The sequence below is a fragment of the Streptomyces palmae genome (assembly GCF_004684805.1).
Classification (GTDB): domain Bacteria; phylum Actinomycetota; class Actinomycetes; order Streptomycetales; family Streptomycetaceae; genus Streptomyces; species Streptomyces palmae.
Window position 1 is genome coordinate 1 of record NZ_SRID01000509.1, and the last position, 3,980, is coordinate 3,980.

Consider the following 3,980-nt stretch of genomic DNA (forward strand, 5'->3'; position numbering starts at 1 on the left):
GAGCGCGGGGGTGAGGATGGGGTGGGGGCTGACCTCGATGAAGTGGCGGTAGCCGTCGTTGAGCAGGGCGTTGACGGTCTGATGGAAGCGAACGGGCTGGCGGAGGTTGTCGTACCAGTAGTCAGTGGTGAGCTGGGTGGGGTCCTGGCGTTGGGTGGTGACGGTGGAGTAGAAGGCGCAGTCGGTGGGCTGAGGCGTGACCGGGCTCTGGGTCCGGGTGAGTCGGGTGTGGAGTTCGTCGATCTGCGGGTGGTGGGAGGGGTAGTTGACGTCGAGCCGGTGGGTGCGGATGCCCTGCTTCCCGGCCTCGGTGAGGAGGACGGCGATCTCCTGTACGGGACCGGCGACGACGGTGGTGGTGGGGCTGTTGGCGGCGGCGATGGTGATGTTGCCGGTGTGGGGGCGGAGGCTGGTGATGAGGTGGTCGGTGTGCTCTTCGGTGGTGTTGAGGGTGGCCATGGTGCCGGTACCGGTGAGCGCGGTGAGGGTGGTGGCGCGGTGGGTGATGAGGCGGGCCGCGTCGGTCAGACTGAGGGCTCCGGCGATCGTGGCGGCGGCGATCTCGCCTTGTGAGTGCCCGATGACGGCGGTGGGGGTGATGCCGTGGGCCTTCCACACGGAGGCGAGGGCGACCATGATCGCCCAGAGGGTGGGCTGGACGACGTGGGTCTGGGTGAGGTCGGTGGTGGTGTCGGAACCGTCGAGGACGTCGGTGAGGTTCCAGTCGGTGTGCGGCGCGAGGGCTTGCCGGCACTGGTCGATGACGTCGGCGAAGGTGGCGTTGGCTGCCAGGAGGTCCCTGCCCATGCCCTGCCATTGGCTGCCCTGGCCGGGGAAGACCATGACGGGGCCGGGCCCGGCGCCGGCGCCGACGGCGCCTTGGACGATCGCGGGGTGGGGGTCGCCGGTGGCCAGGTGCCGCAGTCCCGTGGTGAGTTCGGCGGGGTCGCGGCCGATCACGACGGCACGGTGGCTCATGGCGGACCGAGTGGTCAGCAGGGACCATCCGACATCCACCGGGTCGGCGTGCGGGTTGTCCTCCAGATAGCCGGCCAGGCGCTGTGCCTGCCGGCTGAGGGCTTCCGCGGAGCGGGCGGACAGCACCCACGGCACCACCCCACCCACCCCACCGGCCGGGGCCTCCGCCTCCCGGCGCGGCCGGCCGTCCGACGGCGATTCCTCGGACGCCTCCTGGAGCGGCTCCGGTGCCTGCTCGAGGATCACATGGGCGTTGGTCCCCGAGATGCCGAACGAGGACACCGCGGCACGCCGCGGTCGGTCCGCCTCCGGCCAGTCGAGCCGCTCTGCCACCAGACGCACGGCCCCGCTGGACCAGTCCACATGCGGGGTGGGCTCGTCGATGTGCAGGGTGGCGGGGAAGACCGCGTGGCGGATCGCCATCACCATCTTGATCACCCCCGCCACACCGGCGGCACCCTGGGTGTGCCCGATGTTCGACTTGATCGAGCCCAGCAGCAGCGGGCGGTCCGCCGGCCGGTCGCGCCCATAGGTGGCGAGCAGCGCGTCGGCCTCGATCGGGTCGCCCAGCCGGGTGCCGGTGCCGTGCGCCTCCACCGCGTCCACCTCGGCCGCCGACAGTCGGCCGTTGACCAGGGCCTGGCGGATGACCCGCTGCTGGGAAGGGCCGTTGGGCGCGGTCATCCCGTTGCTGGCCCCGTCCTGGTTGACCGCCGAGCCGCGGACCACGGCCAGCACCCGGTGCCCGTTGCGCCGGGCGTCGGAGAGGCGCTCCAGCAGGACCAGCCCGACACCCTCCCCCCAGCCGGTGCCGTCCGCGGCCGCCGCGAACGGCTTGCAGCGGCCGTCCGGGGCCAGACCGCGCTGCCGGGAGAAGCCGGTGAACACCTCGGGCGAGGCCATCACCGTCACCCCGCCGGCCAACGCCAGGCCGCACTCGCCCTGCCGTAGCGCCTGGGTGGCCAGATGCATCGCCACCAGCGACGAGGAGCATGCCGTCTCGACCGTGACGGCCGGGCCCTCCAGACCGAAGGTGTACGCCACCCGGCCGGACAGCATGCTGGGGGCGCCGCCCGCGTAGCCCTCGGCCTCCCGCCGCGGGCGCCCGCCCCGGCCCGCGGAGCCGACGGTCGCCGTACCCACGTACACACCGGACTGGCTGCCCCGTACGGACGAGGCGTCGATGCCGGACCGCTCGAACAACTCCCAGGCGACCTCCAGCAGCAGCCGCTGCTGGGGACTGGTGGCCAGCGCCTCCCGCGGGCTGACCTCGAAGAATTCGGCGTCGAACCGGTCGGCGCAGTCCAGGAAGGCGCCGTCGCGGGTGTAGCTGGTGCCAGGGTGGTCGGGGTCGGGATGGTAGAGGCCCTCCAGGTCCCAGCCCCGGTCGCTCGGGAACGGCCCGACCGCGTCCCGGCCTGAGGCGACGAGCTCCCACAGCGCCTCGGGCGAGTCGACTCCGCCGGGAAAGCGGCAGGCCATGCCCACGATGGCGATCGGCTCCTGATGCCGCTCCTCCACCTCGCGCAGACGCCGGCGGGTGTCATGCAGATCCGTCGCCACCCGCCTCAGGTAGTCGACCAGCTTGTCTTCGTTCGCCATGGAGAGTCACGACCTTCTTACGCGGGAGAGAAGCTGCGGGTTGTCAGGACGTGCCGAGTTCGTTGTCGATGAAGGCGAGCACCTGGTCGGCGGTGGCCAGCTCCAGCCGGTCGGCCGGACTGCCGTCAGCCGGCGGCGCACACGCCGCCTTCCATTTCGCCAGCAACCCCTCAAGCCGCGCTGTCACCGCCTCGGCCTCGTCGCCGGGCAGGGCGAGGGCCGACAGGGTGGTCTCCAACCGGGCCAACTCGCCCAGCACCGGATCGACTCCACCGGATGCCGCCGGGGCCGCCGCGTCGTCGGCGAGTCGGCCGTGCAGATGGTCGGCGAGGGCCTGGGCGGTCGGGAAGTCGAAGACCATGGCGGCCGGCAGCCGCAGCCCGGTGGCCATCCCGAGCCGGTTGCGCAGCTCCACCGCGGTGAGTGAGTCGAAGCCCAGATCGCTGAACGGCGCCTCGGCCCGTACGCTCTCCGCGTCGGCGTGCCCCAGCACGCTCGCGGCATGGGTACGCACCAGGGTCAGCAGCAGCTGCCGTTGTTCGGCCGGAGACAGCCCGGCGAGCCGGCGGACCAGGCCACCGGGATGCTGATCCGGACCGACCGTACGCCTCGCCGGCCCGTCCGCCTGGGTGGCGAGCGCTCGCAGGGCTGCGGGAAGCGTGTGCTCGGCTTGGTCGGCCAGTGCCCGGAGATCGATGTCGGCCGCCAGCAGATGGGCGTCGCCGTAGCCGCAGGCCGCGTCGAACAGGGCGAGACCCTGCTCGGAACGGAGCGCGGTGAACCCGGTACGCCCCATCCGGGCCAGGTCGCTCTGGGCGAGTTGGCTGGTCATGGTGCTGGTGTCGGCCCAGAGTCCCCAGGCGATGGAGGTGCCGGGGAGTCCGTTGTGGTGTCGGTGGGTGATGAGGGCGTCGCAGTAGGCGTTGGCGGCGGCGTAGTTGGTTTGTCCGGGGCTGCCGAGGGTGGCGGCGGCGGAGGAGTAGATGGTGAAGAGGGTGAGGGGGAGGTGTTTGGTGGCGTGGTGGAGGTTGGTGGCGGTGGTGGCTTTGGGGTGCCAGGTGTGGGTGAGGTGGTGGGGTGTTTGGGTGGTGAGGGTGGCGTCGTGGAGGGTGCCGGCGGTGTGGATGATGCCGGTGAGGGGGTGTTGGGGGTTGATGGTGTTGATGGCGTGGGTGAGTTGGTTGAGGTCGGTGGTGTCGGTGGCGGTGATGTGGACGGTGGCGCCGAGTTGTTGGAGTTTTTGGGTGAGTTGTTGGGCGCCGGGTGCGTTGGGTCCTTGGCGGCTGAGGAGGAGGAGGTGGCGGATGCCGTGGTGGCGGGTGAGGTGTTCGGCGGTGAGGGCGCCGAGGGTGCCGGTGCCGCCGGTGATGAGGATGGTGCCGTTGGGGTCGAGGGTGGGG

Annotated in this window: 2 protein-coding genes; both read right to left on the reverse strand. The window is 71.7% G+C overall.

Annotated elements, in window-relative coordinates; all coding sequences use genetic code 11:
• On the reverse strand, positions 1 to 2,580 hold a 2,580-nt coding region (locus E4099_RS30090), incomplete at its 3' end, for a type I polyketide synthase (protein ID WP_135342274.1).
• Positions 2,581 to 2,623: 43 nt separating this feature from the next.
• Positions 2,624 to 3,980 (reverse strand): type I polyketide synthase (locus tag E4099_RS30095; protein ID WP_135342275.1); only part of this gene is annotated, 1,357 nt, incomplete at its 5' end.